The sequence below is a fragment of the Lacrimispora sphenoides JCM 1415 genome (assembly GCF_900105615.1).
Taxonomy (GTDB): domain Bacteria; phylum Bacillota; class Clostridia; order Lachnospirales; family Lachnospiraceae; genus Lacrimispora; species Lacrimispora sphenoides.
Window position 1 is genome coordinate 288,018 of sequence record NZ_LT630003.1, and the last position, 18,418, is coordinate 306,435.

At 45.5% G+C, this 18,418-nt stretch carries 17 protein-coding genes; 14 read left to right on the forward strand and 3 right to left on the reverse strand.

Features of this window, described 5'->3' with window-relative positions; all coding sequences use genetic code 11:
- Positions 1 to 91: 91 nt before the first annotated feature.
- From BMX69_RS01190 to BMX69_RS01200, 3 genes are all read right to left on the reverse strand, one after another.
- Positions 92 to 1,402: a YgeY family selenium metabolism-linked hydrolase gene (locus tag BMX69_RS01190; protein WP_100041320.1), complete on the reverse strand. Its 1,311-nt coding sequence runs from the start codon at positions 1,400 to 1,402 to the stop codon at positions 92 to 94.
- 118 nt (positions 1,403 to 1,520) lie between these two features.
- Entirely contained in the window at positions 1,521 to 2,726 is a 1,206-nt protein-coding gene (gene dpaL / locus BMX69_RS01195; protein WP_029701503.1) for a diaminopropionate ammonia-lyase, read from the reverse strand.
- Between the two features lie 34 nt (positions 2,727 to 2,760).
- The gene (locus tag BMX69_RS01200) at positions 2,761 to 3,405 is read right to left on the reverse strand and encodes a helix-turn-helix transcriptional regulator (protein ID WP_054791407.1); all 645 of its coding nucleotides are present in this window, start codon (positions 3,403 to 3,405) and stop codon (positions 2,761 to 2,763) included.
- A gap of 330 nt (positions 3,406 to 3,735) precedes the next feature.
- On the opposite strand from BMX69_RS01200, the gene ssnA reads away from it, so the two are divergent.
- From ssnA to BMX69_RS01270, 14 genes are all read left to right on the forward strand, one after another.
- The gene (gene ssnA, locus BMX69_RS01205) at positions 3,736 to 5,070 is read left to right on the forward strand and encodes a putative aminohydrolase SsnA (protein ID WP_054791408.1); all 1,335 of its coding nucleotides are present in this window, start codon (positions 3,736 to 3,738) and stop codon (positions 5,068 to 5,070) included.
- Between the two features lie 110 nt (positions 5,071 to 5,180).
- Positions 5,181 to 8,171: a putative selenate reductase subunit YgfK gene (gene ygfK, locus BMX69_RS01210; protein ID WP_100041321.1), complete on the forward strand. Its 2,991-nt coding sequence runs from the start codon at positions 5,181 to 5,183 to the stop codon at positions 8,169 to 8,171.
- A 180-nt stretch (positions 8,172 to 8,351) separates the two neighbouring features.
- The gene (hydA, locus tag BMX69_RS01215) at positions 8,352 to 9,737 is read left to right on the forward strand and encodes a dihydropyrimidinase (protein ID WP_100041322.1); all 1,386 of its coding nucleotides are present in this window, start codon (positions 8,352 to 8,354) and stop codon (positions 9,735 to 9,737) included.
- Entirely contained in the window at positions 9,728 to 10,525 is a 798-nt protein-coding gene (gene yqeC / locus BMX69_RS01220; RefSeq protein WP_100041323.1) for a selenium cofactor biosynthesis protein YqeC, read from the forward strand. The genes hydA and yqeC overlap by 10 nt, the downstream gene beginning before the upstream one ends.
- A 12-nt stretch (positions 10,526 to 10,537) precedes the next feature.
- Positions 10,538 to 10,897 carry a winged helix-turn-helix domain-containing protein gene (locus BMX69_RS01225; protein ID WP_025231753.1) on the forward strand — a complete coding sequence of 120 codons (360 nt, stop codon included), beginning with the start codon at positions 10,538 to 10,540 and terminating at the stop codon, positions 10,895 to 10,897.
- Positions 10,898 to 11,030: 133 nt separating this feature from the next.
- The gene (locus BMX69_RS01230) at positions 11,031 to 12,065 is read left to right on the forward strand and encodes a molybdopterin-binding protein (protein WP_025231754.1); all 1,035 of its coding nucleotides are present in this window, start codon (positions 11,031 to 11,033) and stop codon (positions 12,063 to 12,065) included.
- Positions 12,066 to 12,096: 31 nt separating this feature from the next.
- Positions 12,097 to 12,597 (forward strand): cyclic pyranopterin monophosphate synthase MoaC, encoded by a 501-nt coding sequence (gene moaC / locus BMX69_RS01235; RefSeq protein ID WP_054791410.1) that lies wholly within the window; start codon positions 12,097 to 12,099, stop codon positions 12,595 to 12,597.
- Positions 12,594 to 13,562, forward strand: a complete 969-nt coding sequence (gene moaA / locus BMX69_RS01240; RefSeq protein ID WP_100041324.1) for a GTP 3',8-cyclase MoaA — start codon at positions 12,594 to 12,596, stop codon at positions 13,560 to 13,562. The genes moaC and moaA overlap by 4 nt, the downstream gene beginning before the upstream one ends.
- Before the next feature lie 4 nt (positions 13,563 to 13,566).
- Positions 13,567 to 14,010: an MOSC domain-containing protein gene (locus tag BMX69_RS01245; RefSeq protein WP_054791411.1), complete on the forward strand. Its 444-nt coding sequence runs from the start codon at positions 13,567 to 13,569 to the stop codon at positions 14,008 to 14,010.
- Complete coding sequence (locus BMX69_RS01250; RefSeq protein WP_092240100.1) at positions 13,989 to 14,480, forward strand: MogA/MoaB family molybdenum cofactor biosynthesis protein; 492 nt, start codon at positions 13,989 to 13,991, stop codon at positions 14,478 to 14,480. Before BMX69_RS01245 ends, BMX69_RS01250 begins: the two co-directional genes overlap by 22 nt.
- 22 nt (positions 14,481 to 14,502) lie before the next feature.
- Positions 14,503 to 15,315 carry a selenium-dependent molybdenum cofactor biosynthesis protein YqeB gene (yqeB, locus tag BMX69_RS01255; protein WP_100041325.1) on the forward strand — a complete coding sequence of 271 codons (813 nt, stop codon included), beginning with the start codon at positions 14,503 to 14,505 and terminating at the stop codon, positions 15,313 to 15,315.
- Positions 15,316 to 15,337: 22 nt separating this feature from the next.
- Positions 15,338 to 15,913, forward strand: a complete 576-nt coding sequence (locus BMX69_RS01260) for a nucleotidyltransferase family protein (protein WP_054791412.1) — start codon at positions 15,338 to 15,340, stop codon at positions 15,911 to 15,913.
- A gap of 71 nt (positions 15,914 to 15,984) precedes the next feature.
- Positions 15,985 to 16,491, forward strand: coding sequence for a flavin reductase family protein (locus BMX69_RS01265; protein WP_100041326.1), 507 nt, complete (start codon positions 15,985 to 15,987; stop codon positions 16,489 to 16,491).
- Positions 16,492 to 16,650: 159 nt separating this feature from the next.
- A complete protein-coding gene (locus BMX69_RS01270; protein ID WP_100041327.1) occupies positions 16,651 to 18,330 on the forward strand; it encodes an HD domain-containing phosphohydrolase in 1,680 nt (559 codons plus the stop codon).
- Positions 18,331 to 18,418 lie beyond the last annotated feature (88 nt).

Genomic DNA, 18,418 nt, shown 5'->3' on the forward strand with positions numbered 1-18,418 from the left:
AGATTGCAAAAATGATTGTTAGGAGTGGCGGCAGGCCTGGAAGGCCTGCTGCCAGAATTATGGTAAAATAGTTGATAATGGCTTGGTTAAATTATTTGCAGTAAGCGGTTGGAAGTGCTGCATATACAGCTGCACAGGTAACCAGATCCTGTTTCCAGGTCTTCTCGTTAGGAGCATGAGCCTGTGCTTCTGCACCAGGTCCAAAGCCGATGCATGGGATTCCGTTACGGCCCATGATGGAAACGCCGTTTGTAGAGAAGGTCCACTTGTCGGTAAGAGGACGGGCAGTTCTCATAGCAACCGTTTCTTCTGCACCGATTCTTGCATCACCGTAAAGGTTCTTGTAAGCTTCTTCCAGTGCCTTGGTAACATCGTGATCCTCCGGAATAACCCAGGTTGGGAAGTAGCACTCGATCGGATAAGTAAGTCCTGTGTAGGAAGGACGGGAATATTCGTACATGGAAACAGTAACGTCATTGCCGTATTTCTTAACGTTTGGAAGATTGCGGATCTCTTCCAGGCAGCTTTCCCATGTTTCGCCTGCGGTCATACGACGGTCTAAGGATACGGAACAGGAGTCAGCAACTGCACAACGGCTTGGGGAGGTGAAGAAGATCTCGGAAGCAGTAACAGTACCGCGGCCTAAGAAGTTTGCTTCTTTCCACTCTTTGTTGTACTTCTCATCAAGCATTTTTACAAGGCCTTTGATTTCCTTGTCATCAGCAGCATCGTTCTCGTTAAGAGAGCGAACGTTCTGAAGAATATCAGCCATCTTGTAGATTGCGTTGTCACCGCGCTCTGGTGCGGAACCGTGGCAGGAGACACCCTTTACGTCGATACGGATTTCCATACGGCCTCTCTGTCCGCGGTAGATACCGCCGTCGGTTGGCTCTGTGGAAACAACGAATTCCGGACGAACCTTGCCTTCGTTGATGATATACTGCCAGCAAAGACCGTCACAGTCTTCTTCCTGAACAGTACCGGTAACTAATACGGTGTATTTGTCATTTAAAAGACCTAAGTCCTTCATGATTTTTGCACCGTAAACAGCAGATACGATACCGCCGCACTGATCGGATACTCCGCGGCCGCCGATTTCTGTATCATTCTCGTAGCCTTCGTATGGATCAAATGTCCAGTTGCTCTTGTTTCCGATACCAACAGTATCAATGTGAGCGTCAAAACCGATTAAAGTCTTGCCGGTTCCCATATAACCTAATACGTTGCCCATGCCGTCGATTTCTACTTTGTCGAAATCCAGCTTCCGCATTTCTTCTGCGATGCGGTCGATGTGAGCCTTCTCATCACAGCTCTCGCCTGGGAATTTAACGATTTCCCGTAAGAATTTTGTCATGTCGGCTTCATAATTTTTTGCTGCTTCTTTGATTTTGTTGTAATCCATGTTTTTGTCCTCCATATTTATAATTTATTTAAGAAGTTCGATTCGCCTTTGGCTCATCGAACGGCTAATTTTCTAAGTTCAGTCCGCACTGTGTTTGCCTTTACTAAGAAAATTATGCCTAACGTTCTTTTCCGTCCCAGACAATTGCTTTGTAACGCTCTGGATCGGTGTCACCCTCAGTAGAGAAGAGGAGAACTTTTGAATCCTTATTAAGTCCTAAATGCTCTTTTAACTCCTTGTATTCATCAAGAAGCATGATGCAGGCAAGAACTCCGAAAGGAGCAGCGCCTGATTCGCCGGAAGTTACCGGTGCATCGCCTTTGATAGGAGCAGCAAGCATTCTCATGCCCTGGGCAGCTACCCAGTCAGGAGCAGATACAAAGGTATCTACGTGATTCTTTAAAATATCCCAGGAAATTGTGTTTGGCTCTCCGCAGGCAAGGCCGGCCATAATGGTCTGCATATCGCCGTCTACGATGCGGATATCTCCGTCGCCGGCTTTTGCACCCTTATAGAGGCAGTCAGCTACATCAGCTTCCACAACGACTACCTTAGGAGGATTCTCTGGATAACGGTTTGCAAAATATCCCTGAACAGCTCCTGCAAGAGAACCTACACCAGCCTGAACAAATACATGGGTCGGTCTGTCGCAGCCGTTTTCCTCAAGCTGTTCATTCGCTTCCAGTGCCATGGTTCCGTAGCCCTGCATGATCCAGGCAGGAATCTCTTCGTAACCATCCCAGGCAGTATCCTGTACCACAACGCCGTTCTTTGTTTTAGAAGCAGCATCTGCAGCCATGCGGACACATTCGTCATAGTTGACTTCTTCAATGGTAACAGTAGCGCCTTCTGCTTTAATATTGTTGAAACGGGTGATCGTGGAGCCCTTTGGCATATAGACTACGGATTTCTGGCCTAACCGGTTTGCTGCCCATGCAACACCACGTCCGTGATTACCGTCGGTAGCAGTGAAGAAGGTCGCCTGGCCAAACTCTTCTCTTAATGCGTCAGATGTGAGGACACTGTAGGGAAGATCGGAAACATCTTTTCCAGTCTGCTTTGCAATGTACTTTGCAATAGCAAAGGATCCGCCTAATACCTTGAATGCATTTAAGCCGAACCGGTAAGATTCGTCTTTCATGTAAACCTGGCCAAGGCCTAAATAATCTGCCATGTGATCCAGCTTTACAAGAGGAGTCTTGCTGTACTGAGGAAAGCTTTCGTGGAAAACTCTTGCTTTCTTGATTTCATCAGTAGCCATAACCGGTAAATTTTTATCATCGGTCTTTGGCATGGTGTTTACAACCCATTGGATTGGTTTCATGATTTTTCATTCTCCTTTTTTCTACATTAATATATTACTTATCTTTATTTGTATCCATATAACTGTATAAAGTGAATTTGGATATGCCAAAATAATTGGAAACCTTGTCGCCTGATCTGGTAATAAGGAAAGCACCGGCATCATTTAAATACTGGATTGCCGCAACTTTGTCATCTTTGCTCATAAGAGCGACCGGTTTGCCAACCAAGGCAACAGACTGTTCGATCAGTGCATCAAGTAAATCATTCACATTATGGGTGATTCTTTTTGGCTGCTTCTCATCGTCTCCTGTTTCCGAGGTGGAGAGAAGAGATTTTAAGGAATTGTCTATGGTAAGCAGTCCTGTGATATCATAGTTAAGAGCCAGAATGTAATCAATGGTATTATTTTTGCCTCTTATATACATGGTGCTGGATTTAAGGATCCTGCCGTCATCGGTTCTTGTTAAATAGGATAAGCGGTCTTTTAAAAGATCCGGGTTCTTTTTTAACGTTTCAAGAACGATTTCAGAGGGACCATCCCCCAGCTTTCTGTTGCTTACCTGGCCGTTCTCAATATAGACAATAGAACTCTCTATATCTTCTTTCCTAATGTCGTGGATAACTACCTCACAGTTGTTACCAAAATGAGCAGCAATTCCACTAGCGATTTGCGTTAACAGTTCAAGCTTTGTATCCATCGTTTGCCCTCCCCTCATCGGAACATCTTATACACTCATCATAGCATAAAAAATTAAAATTACAAGTGGTTTTCTAAAAATTTTTTAGGTTCGCTAAAATTTTTTTGTTTTTTCACTTGCATTTCTTTATATGAAATGATACACTGTACCTAGTGAGGGATTTATGGTGTAATCTGTATAGAAAATGTCGAATTATAGGAGTGAGTATAAGCAGATTGCAAAAATTGAGTACAGGCATAGGATTGGTTCTTATGTGAGGTTTGTACAGTCGAATATTTTAAGGTTTAACCTAAATTATGATTAGAAAATGGAAAAAAAGGAGATGGAAACATGCTGATTATCGGTAATGGAAGAATGATTACAAGAGACCCCGGGAATCCGTTTTTTGAGAACGGCGCAGTTGCAATGGAGGGGAACGTGATCCGCAAAGTTGGAACCACAGAAGATATGAAGAAAGCATACCCGGATGCGGAGTACATCGACGCAAAGGGCGGAGTTATCATGCCAGCCTTTATTAATGCCCACGAACATATTTATAGCTCTTTTGCCCGAGGCTTAAGCATCAATGGATATGATCCTCACGGATTCTTAGAGATCCTTGACGGAATGTGGTGGACCATTGACCGCAACCTCACTTTAGAAGAAACACGGTTAAGCGCCATGGCGACTTACATCGATTCCATTAAGAACGGTGTGACGACAACCTTTGACCATCACGCAAGCTTCGGCCATATTACAGATTCTCTGTTTAAGATCGAAGAGGCTGCGAAAGAGACCGGTGTCCGTTCCTGTCTGTGCTATGAGGTTTCTGACAGAGACGGCAAAGAGAAGGCAAAAGAAGCAGTTCTTGAGAACGAAGCATTTATTAAGCACGCTTTGGCAGATGACAGCGACATGATTGCAGGAATGATGGGTATGCATGCCCAGTTCACCATTTCTGATGAGACCATGGAGCTTGCAGCTTCCCATAAGCCTGAAGGTGTTGGTTATCACATCCATGTAGCAGAGGGGATCGAAGATCTTCATGACTGCTTAAAGAAATATGGAAAACGTATCGTAGACCGTCTCATGGACTGCAATATCCTGGGAGAAAAGACCCTCCTTGGACACTGCATCTATATCAATCCTCATGAGATGCAGCTGATTAAGGATACGGATACCATGGTAGTTCACAATCCGGAATCCAACATGGGCAATGCATGCGGATGCCCGCCAACCATGGAACTGGTTCACAGAGGAATCTTAACAGGTCTTGGAACTGATGGTTATACTCACGACATGACAGAATCCTATAAAGTGGCCAATGTTCTGCACAAGCATCATTTATGCGATCCCAATGCAGCATGGGGCGAAGTTCCGAAGATGCTGTTTGAAGGAAATGCAAAGATTGCAGGACGTTACTTTAAGAAGCCATTGGGCGTATTAAAAGAGGGCGCGGCAGCAGATGTGATCGTTACCGACTATATTCCGTTAACCCCTATGAATGGGGATAACTGCAACAGTCATATCCTTTTCGGAATGACAGGACGCAGCGTGGTAACCACAGTAGGCAACGGAAAAGTGCTGATGAAGGATCGTATCCTTACGGCCATTGATGAAGAAAAGGTGATGGCAGACTGCAGACAGGCAGCAGCTGAACTTGCAAACCGGATTAATTCCAGATAATATTACTTTCATAAAATCAAAAAAAAGAGTAATATAAATAAATATAGAATATTCACGGAGGGTTGTCTGAGGAGAAATAATGCGGACAACCCCGTTACAGGAGGTAAAACATGGGAGATAGAATGACTCCAATGCCATTTGGGCAGTTAGTGGACTGGATCGTAAAAGAACAAGAAAAGAATGATACTGTTTTTGGTGTCTACAGACCTTATAAAGCAGACGAGAAAAACAACCGCAAAATATTCGGACGTAATTTGGAGACACCTATGGGACCGGCAGCCGGCCCTCATACCCAGCTTACACAGAATATTGTAGCTTCCTACTATGCCGGAAGCCGTTTCTTTGAATTAAAGACTGTCCAGATCTTAGACGGAGAAGATCTGCCTGTAAGCAAACCATGTATTAAGGCAGATGACGAGTGCTATAACTGTGAGTGGTCTACAGAACTTTATGTTCCACAGGCTCAGGACGAATACATCAAGGCATGGATCCTGCTTCACATCATTGCCAAAGAATACGGCCTTGGAGCAATGGATGGCTTCCAGTTCAACATGAGCGTTGGATATGATCTGGAAGGAATTAAATCCCCGAAGGTGAACTCCTTTATCGATAACATGAAGGATGCAAAAGATACAGAGATGTTTAAGGATTGCATAAAATATCTTTTCGATCATTTGGATCAGTTTAAGAACGTGACCAGAGAAGATATCGAGAGCATTCCTTCCGAAATCTGCAATTCCGTAACCCTTTCCACTCTTCACGGATGTCCTCCTCAGGAGATTCAGAGAATTGCTACTTACCTGATTGAGGAAAAGGGACTGAATACCTTCATTAAGTGCAACCCGACCCTTCTTGGATATGAATTTGCCAGAAAGACCATGGATGACATGGGATATGATTATGTATCATTCGGTGATTTCCACTTCCTTGATGACTTACAGTACGAGGATGCAATTCCCATGTTAAAGACCCTTATGGCTTTGGCTGGGAAAAAGAACTTGGAATTCGGTGTTAAGATTACCAATACCTTCCCGGTTGATGTAAAAAATAAAGAGCTTCCAAGCGAAGAGATGTATATGTCCGGAAAGTCTTTATATCCTCTTTCCATTACACTGGCAGCCAGACTGGCAAAGGAATTTGACGGAAAGTTAAGAATTTCCTTCTCAGGCGGTGCAGATTACCACAACATCAATGCAATTGTAGATGCAGGAATCTGGCCTGTAACCGTGGCAACCACTCTTTTAAAGCCAGGCGGCTATCAGAGACTTTACCAGATCGCAGAGAAGTTAGAAGGCGGACAGGTGGAGTTTACAAAAGTTGATCCGGAAAAGACTGCGAAACTGGCAGCAGATGCAGTTCATGATCCTCATCACAAAAAGGCAGTAAAACCACTTCCTATCAGGAAGATGCCTAAAAGCGTTCCCCTTATTGACTGTTATGTGGCTCCATGTAAGGAAGGCTGCCCCATTCATCAGGATATCACCACCTATTTACAGCTTTCCGGTGCAGGCAAATATGAGGATGCGATGAAGGTAATCGCAGAGAAGAATCCGCTTCCATTCATAACAGGAACCATCTGTGCCCATAACTGTATGAGCAAGTGTAACAGGAACTATTATGAAGATCCGGTAAATATCCGCGGAGTTAAGCTGGTCTGTGCAGAAGGCGGCTATGATGCCTTCATGAAGGAGATCAAAGCAGGTGAACTGAAGGGCAAAAAGACAGCAGTAGTAGGCGGCGGCCCGGCTGGCCTTGCAGCAGCTTATTTCCTGACAAAGAACGGAATGCCTGCAACCATCTTTGAAAAGAGCGGCAGCTTAGGAGGCGTGGTAAAACATGTGATCCCTGGATTCCGTATTCCGGATGAGGCGATTGATAAGGATGCAGCTCTGTCTCTGGCATATGGTGCTGAAGTTAGATTCAATGCTGAAGTGACAGATTTAGAAGCCTTAAAGAAGGAAGGATTCGATTATATTATCCTTGCAACAGGCGCGTCAAAACCAGGCGTGTTAAAGCTTGAAGCAGGAGAGACCATAAATGCTTTAGATTTCCTGGCTCAGTTTAAGGAGACCGACGGAAAACTAAACATCGGTAAAAATGTAGTAGTCATCGGCGGCGGCAATACTGCCATGGATACAGCCAGAGCGGTAAAGAGAACAGAAGGCGTGGAACACTCCTACCTTGTTTACCGCAGAACCAAGCGCTATATGCCTGCAGATGAGGAAGAATTAGAGATGGCACTGGAAGACGGCGTGGAATTCAAGGAACTGCTGTCTCCGGTAGAGCTTAAAAACGGTAAACTCCTTTGCAAAGTGATGAAGCTTGGTGATACCGATGCTACCGGCAGAAGAGGTATTGTAGAAACAGAAGAAACTGTAGAGATTCCTGCAGATACAGTGATTGCAGCAGTAGGCGAGCAGGTTCCCACTGAATTCTATGAATCAAACGGCATTAACGTAAGCAACCGCGGCAAAGTCCTTGTAAACGAGGAAACGTTAGAAACCAGCGCTGCAGGCGTTTATGTGGTAGGCGACGGACTCTTTGGACCGGCTACAGTAGTAGAGGCTATGAGAGATGCACGTGTGGCTGCAGAAGCTATTTTAGGCAAGAAAGCTGCGGTGGACTTTGATGACACCGTAGATAACTTAGATAAGATTTATGACAAGCGCGGTATCCTTGAAGGAACAAAGGATTATAAGGTAGAAGATGCAAGATGCCTTGGCTGCTCCAACGTTTGCGAAAACTGTGCTGAGGTCTGTCCAAACCGTGCAAACCTTGCGCTGAATATTCCAGGCCTGTCCATGCACCAGATTGTCCATGTGGACTATATGTGCAATGAGTGCGGAAACTGTAAGAGCTTCTGTCCATATGACAGTGCTCCTTACCTGGATAAGTTTACCTTATTCGCCAATGAAGCTGACATGGAAAACAGCAAAAATGAGGGCTTTGTTGTATTAGATAAAGAAGCAGCAGCCTGCAAAGTACGTTACCTTGGCAATATTCTCAATTGGAAAGCCGGTGAAAAGGACAGCGTGATTCCGGAAGGACTTAGAAAAGTTATGGAAACTGTCTGCAGTGACTATGACTATATCTTAGGATAAAAAAAGTCCCGAAAGAAGCAAAAAGAATAAGTAGTTGTATTGGTAATGAATCGGCGCAGTCGGAGAATGAGTTTCTCCCTGCGCCTTTCAAGCTTTGAAAATGACTGCAGCCAATACAAAAAATGAAAAGCAGGCCAAAAGAATGGCCGATACAGCTGAAAGAAAGGATGTAGATATTTTATGAAGACGCTATTAAAGGGTGGAACTGTAGTATCAGGAAGCGGCATAATCCAGGCGGATGTCCTTATGGATGAGGGAAAGATCCAGGCAGTGGAAGCAGGAATCCAGGCTGAAGAAGCGGAGGTTATTGATGTGACGGGAAAGCTTTTGTTCCCGGGCTTCATCGATGCACATACGCATTTTGATCTTCATGTGGCAGGTACCGTTACAGCAGATAATTTTGAAACGGGAACAAAGGCCGCTTTGTCAGGCGGAACTACGATGATCATTGATTTTGCCACCCAGTATCAGGGAGAGACCCTGGAAAAGGCGCTGGAAAACTGGCATAAAAAAGCAGATGGAAACGCATCCTGTGATTATGGTTTTCACCTGGCGATCTCCGACTGGAATCCTTCTATCAGCAAGGAACTGGAAGAAATTGTTGCAGGCGGCGTAACCTCCTTTAAGCTATACATGACTTATGATGAGATGTACTTAAATGATAAGAAAATATATCAGGTACTGAAGCGGCTGAAGGAAGTCGGCGGAATTGCCGGTATCCATTGTGAAAATATGGGACTCATAGAAGCACTGGTGGAAGAAGAGAAAGCAAAAGGCAATTTGTCCGTCAGCTCCCATAAAAAAACCAGACCGGCTGCAGTAGAGGCAGAAGCCATTGGCAGACTGTTAAAAATCGCAGGCCTTGCAGATGCTCCGGTGATCATCGTCCACCTAAGTTCCGGTGAAGGTTATCAGGAAGTAAAGTATGCAAGGGAAAGGGGCCAGGAGATTTATCTGGAGACTTGTCCCCAGTACCTGCTTCTTGATGAGAGCGTTTATGACCTTCCCGGCTTTGAGGGAAGCAAGTATGTGATTTCTCCTACGATTAAGAAGGAAAAGGACAGCACCAGACTGTGGAATGCCCTTCTTAAGAATCATATCCAGACCATTGCAACAGATCACTGCAGCTTCACCACCAGCCAGAAGGCGGCGGGAAAAGAAGATTTTACAAAGATTCCAAACGGAATGCCGGGAGTGGAATCCCGTCCTGTCCTCATCTACAGCTTCGGTGTGCTGGAGCATAACTTAAAACTGGAGCAGATGTGCAGTGTGCTGTCAGAGAATCCGGCTAAGCTTTACGGTGTTTATCCCCAGAAAGGAGCCATTGCTCCCGGAAGCGATGGGGATATCGTCGTGTGGGATCCGGATGTCCAGTGGACGATGTCTGTAGAAAACCAGGTGGCAAATGTAGATTATTGTCCTTTTGAAGGAACCTCTGTCAAGGGAAAAGCTGAGCTTGTATTCTTAAATGGCCGCCTGGCTGCAAAAGACGGTCAGGTCGTATTGGAGAAAACCGGTTCTTATGTCCCCAGAAAGAGACGTATGGAGCTGTATGAATGGGATTAAAGAAAGTCTATACCTTAAATGCCTGTGGAGAAAAGACGGCCGTGGTAAGAAGAGATTCCCTGTGGGAAGCCCTGGGATTTCCTCTTAAGGATCATATGGTCATTTGCTTAACCGGCGGAGGCGGTAAGACGACCACCATGTTTTCCCTGGCCGATGAACTGGCGGCCAGGGGAAAACGGGTGATAGTCACCACCAGTACCCATATCTTCTATCCTGAGGACCGGGAAGTAGTGCTGGCGGACCGGGCTGAAACCGTAAAAGATTACTTAAAAGACAGGAAAGAGTGGCATTCCGGCCATACAGGCCAGGTTCTGGTAACAGGGCAGACTGCACTTCATGGAAAATTAAAAGGCATGGATCTCCTGGAAATGGAGCAGCTTTCAGGCCTTTCCGATGTGCTTCTTGTAGAGGCAGACGGTGCAAAACGTCTGCCTCTGAAGATCCCAAGGGAAGGGGAACCTGTTCTTTTAAAAGGCACCCATGGGGTGATTGGCTGCGCCGGTCTGGATGCCATTGGTAGCCCATGGGTAGAAACTTGCTTCCGGTGGGAACTTGCGGAGTCCGTATTTGGCTGGAAGACGGAAAAAGAGCTTATTACGCAGTCCCAGGCAGCCAGAATACTTGTAAGCAGCCAGGGAACCAGAAAGGGAGCGGAATCCATGGAATACCGGATTTTGTTAAATAAAGCTGATAATGAATACAGGCTGTCCGATGGGATCCGTGTCATGGAGTGCATGGGAGAAGAATGGGCCGGCCGCTGTGTGATGACCAGTTTCCATACATCGTAGAAAAGGATTGAAATGGAAGAAATAAAAAAAGAGGAAAGAACGCTTAAGTATCATTTAAAACTCCGCGTTTACTATGAAGAGCGCAACTTCGGTCCTGGAGTGGCAGCTTTAATGAAGCTTGTAAGGGAGAGGGGGTCCCTTTCGGCTGCCTGCCAGGAACTGCATATGGCATATTCGAAAGCGTGGAAGATTATTAACAAAGCAGAAGAGGATCTGGGACTTTCATTGATGGAAGGAAGAAGAGGTGGGGAAAATGGGGGAACCACCGTTTTAACCGAAGAGGGTGAAAAATTCTTAAACCAGTATCTGGCTTTTGCTGAGGAAGCAGAAGCTGCAGTGGAAGAATTATTTTACAAATATTTTCCCGGATGATATAATGAACGGATATGAAAAATTTCTGCAAAGATGGATATTCTTACTTGAGAATAACATTAATTTTCTAAGCACAGCCGTGCTGCGCCTGCGCTAATAAGTAAATTATGCCAAGAACGAAAGGAGAGGGAAAATGAAGGAAATCAAGACAGTAGATGCGGTAGGACAGGTTCTCTGCCATGATATGACTCAGATCATACCGGGAGTAATAAAAGATGCAAGATTCAGAAAAGGACATGTGGTGACAGAGGAGGATATTCCGGTGCTGCTGTCTATGGGAAAAGAACATATTTATGTTTGGGAAAAGGATGATTCCCTTTACCATGAAAATGAAGCTGCTGAAATCCTGTGCAGCCTTTGCCTGGGTGACCATATGGACCGCAGTGAGGTAAAGGAAGGTAAAATTGAATTGAAATCAACCGTCCGGGGCTTATTAAAGATAGATACCGGACTTTTAGATAAAATAAACAGCTTAGGGAATATGATGATCGCTTCCAGACATCCTAACACTCCCGTGGAGCCTGGGGACAAGCTGTGCGGGACAAGGATCATTCCCCTTGTCATTGAAAAGGAAAAGATGGAAGAGGCCAGAGAAGTTTGCGCGGGTAAAAAGATCTTTGCCGTGCTGCCCTACCTGGATAAAAAGGTGGGAATCGTAACCACAGGAAGCGAAGTATACCATGGCAGAATAAAGGATTCCTTTGGACCTGTATTAAAAGCAAAGGTGGAAGAACTGGGCGGCCAGATTCTTGGCCAGACAATCACAGATGATAAGCCGGAGCATACCACGGATGCGATTCTTGACCTTATCCGTCAGGGGGCTGACATGGTGCTTGTCAGCGGAGGCATGAGCGTTGACCCGGATGACAAGACTCCGCTTGCTATCCGTAATACAGGTGCAGAGGTGATATCCTACGGCGCTCCGGTGCTTCCGGGAGCCATGTTCTTACTTTCCTACTACAGGCAGGATGGGAAAAATATTCCCATAGCCGGACTTCCCGGATGTGTCATGTATTCTAAGAGGACTGTATTTGATCTGGTGCTCCCAAGGCTTATGGCGGACGATCCGGTAACAAAGGAAGACCTTGATAAGCTGGGAAAAGGAGGGCTCTGTCTCTCCTGCGACGTATGCTATTATCCAAACTGCGGCTTCGGAAAGGGCTGGTAAAGCACTACAGAAGGAAAGGTTGAACGAAAATATGAATGGACTGACACATTTTGATGAACAGGGAAATGCCCGCATGGTAGATGTTGGAGAAAAGTCGGAGACAGACCGGATTGCCGTTGCCCATGGGTTTATTACGGTCAATCATGAGGTTTTTGAAGCCATTTCCCTTGGTACCGCGAAAAAGGGCGATGTTCTGGGAGTGGCCAGGGTGGCTGGTATCATGGGAGCGAAAAGAACTTCTGAACTGATCCCTTTGTGTCATGGACTGATGCTAACAAAATGCGCGGTGGATTTTGTACTTCATGAGGAACGGCTTTCTGTAGAGGCGGTTTGTACGGTGAAAACCCAGGGAAAGACGGGCGTGGAGATGGAAGCTCTGACAGGGGTGAACATAGCACTGCTCACCATATATGACATGTGTAAAGCCATGGACCGGGGGATGGTGATCAGTGATATCTGCCTTTTGAAAAAGGCTGGCGGGAAAAGCGGACTTTATGAAAAGGACTCAGGCGGCAGGGGGAGCGGATTATGAAAGACAGCTGCAACAGAACCATTGATTATATCCGGATATCCGTTACAGACCGGTGCAATTTAAGGTGTCTCTACTGCATGCCGGAGGAGGGGATAGCCCCTCTTCGTCATGAGGACATCCTCACGTATCAGGAAATCGTGAGAATCTGTGAGGCCGGCGCCCGCCTTGGAATCCATAAGGTAAAAGTAACCGGCGGGGAGCCTTTGGTGAGAAAGGGCATAGAGGTCCTGATCAAAGAATTGGCGGAAATCCCGGGAATTGAAGATGTGACCATGACAACCAATGGCTGCCTGTTAAAGGAAAAGTCAGAAGAGCTGAAAGCTGCGGGCTTATCAAGCGTCAATGTAAGCCTGGATACTCTGGATCCCCGGCGGTTTGCCAGGATCACAAGAAGAGACTGCTTTGAATCCGTTATGGAAGGAATCGACAGCGCATTGGCAGCGGGGCTCAAGGTAAAAATAAACTGTGCGGTCATGGAGGACTTAACAAAGGAAGAGGTACTGGCCTTTGCCCGTTTTTCCATGGAACGCAGGATCCCGGTCCGTTTTATCGAAATGATGCCCATTGGTCAGGGAAAAAATTATAAAGCACTGGAAAATGATGACTTGGCAGGGATTCTGTCAGAGGCATTTGGAGAGCTTAAGGAAAGCCGTAAGGTGAAAGGCAACGGTCCTGCCGTTTATTATACATGGGGAGATGAAACCGGTTTTATCGGCTTTATCAGTGCCGTCAGTCACAAATTCTGCCATAACTGCAACCGGGTCAGGCTGACATCTGACGGATTTTTAAAGCTTTGCCTGGACAGTCCCGCAGGAGTGGATTTAAAAGGGCCTTTGCGGGAAGGAATTTCTGATGACGGTCTTTTCGATTTGATGAATGAGAGTATCCGTAACAAACCGGAGAGCCATCATTTTGAAGAAGGCCAGGGAGAAGCAGGCCTGAACATGAACCAGATAGGAGGATAAGCAGATGGGAAAGGTAATGGCTGTCTGTATCAGTGAAAAAAAGGGAACCCAGAAAACCAGAGTGGATGAAGGGCATTTTATAGAAGAATTCGGGATAGAAGGGGATGCACATGCAGGCAAATGGCATAGGCAGGTAAGCCTGTTATCCTTTGATACCATAGAGGACTTTAAGGCAAGAGGCGCAGAGATCGGAAACGGAGCCTTTGGGGAAAATGTCATTGTACAGGGAATTGACCTCATTCATCTTCCTGTCGGCACCAGGTTAACGTGCGGGGATATCCTTTTGGAGGTGACACAGATAGGAAAGGAATGTCACAGCCACTGTGAGATATACAAGAAAATGGGAGAATGCATCATGCCGACAAACGGAATCTTTACAAGGGTTCTCCATGGAGGATTCATGAAGGAAGGGGATGAAATCACAGTATGTACCGAGCTGGAATCGTAACCTTAAGTGATAAAGGGGCTGCCGGAGAACGGGAAGATGTAAGCGGCGCAGTCATAAGAGAGATATTGGAGAATGCAGGCTTTGAAGTGGTCAGCTATAAACTCCTTGCCGATGAAGGAGAGGACTTAAAAGAGGAACTCATGCGCTTAAGCGATGAGGTGGAATGCGATCTGGTTCTGACCACCGGTGGGACCGGCTTTTCTCCCAGGGATGTGACTCCGGAGGCCACTCTGGCTGTTGCGGACCGCAATGCACCGGGAATTGCCGAGGCCATACGGGCTTACAGCATGACTGTGACCAAGCGGGCCATGTTAAGCAGAGGCGCCAGCGTCATCCGGGGATCGACCCTTATCATCAACCTTCCGGGAAGTCCTAAGGCGGTGAGAGAGAGTCTGGAATATATTCTGGATACTCTTTTCCATGGTCTGGAAATCCTGTCGGGCCGGGGCGGAGAATGCGCCAGAAAATAAACCAAAAGATCAGGAGATTATAATGAAGGTACTAATAAAAGGAGCCGGTGATCTGGCATCAGGCATTGGATGCCGGCTGCAGCGCTGCGGCTTTGAACTGGTCATGACGGATATCGCCGTTCCCACTACAGTGCGGCGGACGGTGGCCTTTTCAAGGGCAGTCTATGAGGGAAAGGCAATGGTGGAGGATGTCACCGGAGTTTTATGCCACAGCCTGGAGGAAATCCATGAGGCCATAGCAGGGGATCAGGTTGCAGTTGTGGTCGATGAGGAATGCAAAATCCGGGAAACCTGGAAGCCGGATGTAGTGGTGGATGCTATTATTGCCAAAAAGAATTTGGGAACCAGGATAACGGACGCAGATGTGGTAGTAGGTGTTGGCCCCGGGTTTACGGCAGGACTTGACTGCCATGTGGTGGTGGAGACAAAAAGAGGCCATAACCTGGGCCGCTGTATCTGGGAAGGAAGCGCGTTTCCCAACACAGGAGTTCCAGGCATGATCGGCGGTTATGATAAAGAACGAATTATCCGTGCAACGGCTGACGGAACCTTTAAAGGCCATGTCATGATCGGCGATCTGGTGGAAGAAGGCGGCCTGGTGGGCTATTCAGGCGATGCTCCCATATATGCCCAGGTGGGCGGCGTTGTCAGAGGGCTGCTTCAGGATGGTGTAACAGTGACAAAGGGAATGAAATCAGGAGATGTTGATCCCAGAGGAAACGCCCAAAACTGCTACACGATCTCAGACAAGGCGTCCTCCATAGGAGGAGGCGTCCTTGAGGCGATTTTAAGCATGAAGAAGAAAAAAGGGGCGGCGGAAAAAACAGAAAAGTAATGAAAAGAGGAGGTTTGATGGCATGAAACTGGCACTTATCCTTCTGGCAGCAGGTAACAGCCGCAGATTTAACGGCAATAAGCTGCTTCATGAATTCAAGGGGAAACCCATGTACCAATACATTTTAGAGGAAGTGGAAAAGCTTCCGGACGGCATCTTTGACAGGAAAGTGGTTGTTACCCAGTACCAGGAAATCATGGACTGCTTGAACAATTATGGCTATGAGATAGTGGTAAACGAGGAAAGCAGCCTCGGTATTTCCCATTCCATTCATCTGGCGCTGGAAGTGTTAAAAAGTGAAGAAACAGATTATTGCTTTGCGGTCTGCGACCAGCCATATTTAAAGGCAGCTACCATAAGAGATCTGGTAAATGGCTGGAAAAACAGCGGAAAGGGAATCGGCTGTCTGTGCAACATGGGCGCTTTGGGAAACCCGGCCATCTTTTCCAGAAACTACTTAAAGGAGCTTCTGAAATTAGAGGGAGATGTGGGAGGAAAGCGGGTTATCCGGAGACATATTGAAGATTTGTACCTTCACGAGGTACCGGATGGCCTGGAACTGGTGGATATTGATGTGCGGAAAAATTCCGAATCCTGATCTTCAGATAAATTTGTTATATAATATGAGAATATATAATAAACAAATATTAAAAGTATGGAGGTATTAATATGTTAAAACCAGTTGATTTAAAGCAAATAACCATGGACCCATTTACAATGATAGGAAAAGAGTGGATGCTGATTTCCGCCGGCAGCGAGGAAAAATTTAATATGATGACAGCCAGCTGGGGAGGGCTTGGAATCATGTGGAATAAGAGCGTATCTACCATTGTGCTCCGTCCCCAGAGATATACCCTGGAATTTATTGACCAGAGCGAGTATTACGCCCTTAGCTTTTTCGGTGATAATTGCAGAACCGCTTTAAATTACTGCGGCGCCCATTCCGGACGTGACGTGGATAAGGAGAAAGAGACTGGACTTACCCCTGTCTTTGATGCAGAGGCACCTTATTTTTCAGAAGCAAGACTGGTACTTATCTGCCGCAAGCTTTATAAGCAGAGGATCGATCCCACTGGTTTTTTTGATCAAACCATTGATAAGCAAAATTATCCGCAAAAGGATTACCACGATACGATCATAGGAGAAATCGTAAAAGTATTAAAGGCAGATGAATAGGCCGATTTGGTAAATAAAATACTGTTATAGTTATAAAAAGGAGGGTGCCGCTTACCCTTCTTTTTTTCTTGTGCATGGTCATTATTAAGATGAAAAAACTGGTAAAATGTTTCTTATGGAATTAAAATAGTGTATAATACCATTTAAAGGGGGAGTAGTATGATTAAATGGTTAAAGGGCAAAATGAGTGATTTTAAGCGAAAAAAAGATCCTTTAAAACAGGAAAGAATTAAAATCTGCTTCATGTATTTGATTTTTGGTTTTGTCTGGATTTATTTTTCCGACAGAATCGTGAACCGGCTCGTTTACAATCCTTCTGTAAGGATGGTGATTCATACTTATAAGGGGATGGTGTATGTTTTGTTTACCGCCTCTGTTCTCTACTATTTAATTTCCAATCTTTTAAGAAAGGTGGAACAGGCTGACCAAAAGTTAAGGGTAAGCGAAGAGAAATATAAGGCTGTCATAAACCAGATGCAGTTTGGCATGGCATTGTATGAGGGGGCCTCCGGCGAAGATCTATTTAAGTACAGGCTGGTGGACTCTAATCACAGCTATGAGATACTGACCGGATTAAAGAAAGAAGAGATAATAGGAAAATATTTTTTCCAAATACATGAAGATATGGCACCGGAAAACTTGGAAAAGCTGATCCGGACCATTAAAACAGGAGAATCAACCAGCTACGAACAGTTTCAGAAGAATACATATTATTACTACGAGGTCCTGGCGTCCCGGCCAAAGGAAAACCAGCTGGCTATTATCTTAAATGATATTACCAAAAGCAAACAGGCGGAGGATCGGCTGCATTATTTAAGCTATCATGACCAGCTGACTGGATTATACAACAGAAGATTTTTTGAAGAACAGCTGCTGCAGCTGAATTCCCGGATCTATTATCCGTTAATTATTACCATGGCTGATATCAATGGGTTAAAGCTTATGAACGATTCCTTTGGACACACAGCGGGAGATATCTATATTCAAAAAGTGGCCGAAGTATTAAGAGAGGGCTTCAGGGAAAAAGACATCATAAGCCGTCTGGGAGGTGATGAATTCATTATACTGTCTCCCAATACCGATACAGCGGAAATTAAAGAATTGATCGGCAGGATCAATGAACGGACAAAACATGAAGCTGTTAATAAGGTCACTCTTTCCGTTTCCTTTGGATACAGTGTAAAATACAGGGAGGAAGAATCCATACTGGAGGTGCTCAGAAAAGCTGAGGATTTTATGTATAAAAAAAAGCTGCTGATTAGTGCGGGAATTAGGGGAAAGACCATATATACGGTTATGGCGGCCCTTCATGAGAAAAATCCGAGGGAAGAACAGCATTCCCTCCGCGTGTCAGAGCTGTGCGAAAAGATGGGGACAGCCCTCGGACTGCAGGAAGATGAAGTAAAAGAGTTAAAGACCGTTGGATTGCTCCATGATATCGGCAAGGTGGCAATTGAAGAAGGGATATTGAATAAAAATGGAAAGCTGGTGGATCAGGAGTGGGTGGAAATTAAAAAGCACCCGGAAATCGGATACCGCATTTTAAGCTCGGTCAATGAGCTGTCAGAGATGGCGGGTTACGTTCTGGCACACCATGAACGGTGGGATGGAAATGGCTATCCAAAGGGGCTTAAAGGGAATGAAATACCGGTCCAGTCCAGGATCATTGCCATTGCAGATGCATACGATGCTATGATCAGTGAAAGAAGCTACCGCCATGCATTACCCAAGGAATATGCGATCAGTGAGCTGGTTAAGGGAGCCGGTACGCAGTTTTGCAGGGAATACGTCCATGTATTTATCGATAAGGTCGTTTATGACGTAAAAGTCAGCGTTTAGAATAAAGAGGATTTTAAGAAGGCTCGTCCCAAAAAGGGACGGCCTTTTTCTGTTTAATTCCATAAATTATAAAACATACTTTTTCTGA